General features: G+C 46.5%; 2 tRNA genes and 1 rRNA gene. All 3 read left to right on the top strand.

Going from position 1 to position 753, the window contains the following annotated elements:
• A 16S ribosomal RNA gene (locus JQX58_RS15170) occupies window positions 1-83 on the top strand; the annotation flags it as partial.
• 74 nt (window positions 84-157) lie between these two features.
• Window positions 158-234: transfer RNA gene (locus JQX58_RS15165), tRNA-Ile, on the top strand.
• Window positions 235-433: 199 nt separating this feature from the next.
• A tRNA-Ala gene (locus tag JQX58_RS15160) sits at window positions 434-509 on the top strand.
• The last annotated feature ends 244 nt before the right edge of the window (window positions 510-753 follow it).

The following is a 753-nucleotide window of genomic DNA, read 5'->3' as shown; positions in this document are numbered from 1 at the left end:
CGGTTACCACGGAGTGATCAATGACTGGGGTGAAGTCGTAACAAGGTAGCCCTAGGGGAACCTGGGGCTGGATCACCTCCTTAAACGATAAGAAGCTCTGGTGAGCGTTCACACAAATTATCTGATATCTGTAGTTTAGAGTATCGTAGTCTGGACCGGGTCTGTAGCTCAGTTGGTTAGAGCGCACCCCTGATAAGGGTGAGGTCGGCCGTTCAAATCGGCCCAGACCCACCAATCGATAGATTGGTATCCGGTTAAGCCGCTTGTTGGTTAGAGCGCACCCCATTCTCTTTGTTAAAAGCGGGTAAGGTCATGTCTTTCCGTTCAAATCGGCCCAGACCTACCAGAATCCCCAAGATTCTGGTGTCAAAATAAGTTTTAAAAAATAGTTGAAACTTATTTTAAAATGTAGAGAATACATCGAAGTTTTAGAGGGGCCATAGCTCAGTTGGGAGAGCGCCTGCTTTGCACGCAGGAGGTCTGCGGTTCGACCCCGCATGGCTCCACCACTTCACGGAACGATCTACTATCTCGCAGTTCTGCGAACCAAACGATACAACTCAAAGCCTTAAGCAAGATGCTTGGACCAGTTCATCGATTTAGATGTTAACTGAGGGGTCCTAGTCTCTGACTTAGTGCTTTGCACTAAACTTGCTCTTTAACAATTTGATCTTTTGAAATAGACGATAATCAAGCGTCAAACCGGTGGGATCCACATCTAACCCATGTGAGATTCTATGATCGTAAATCCAA

Origin of the sequence: Marinomonas ostreistagni, assembly GCF_016888445.1 — a bacterium.
GTDB lineage: Bacteria > Pseudomonadota > Gammaproteobacteria > Pseudomonadales > Marinomonadaceae > Marinomonas > Marinomonas ostreistagni.
Note: the sequence above shows the minus strand (reverse complement) of the source record. Positions and strands in the feature narration are given on the sequence as shown.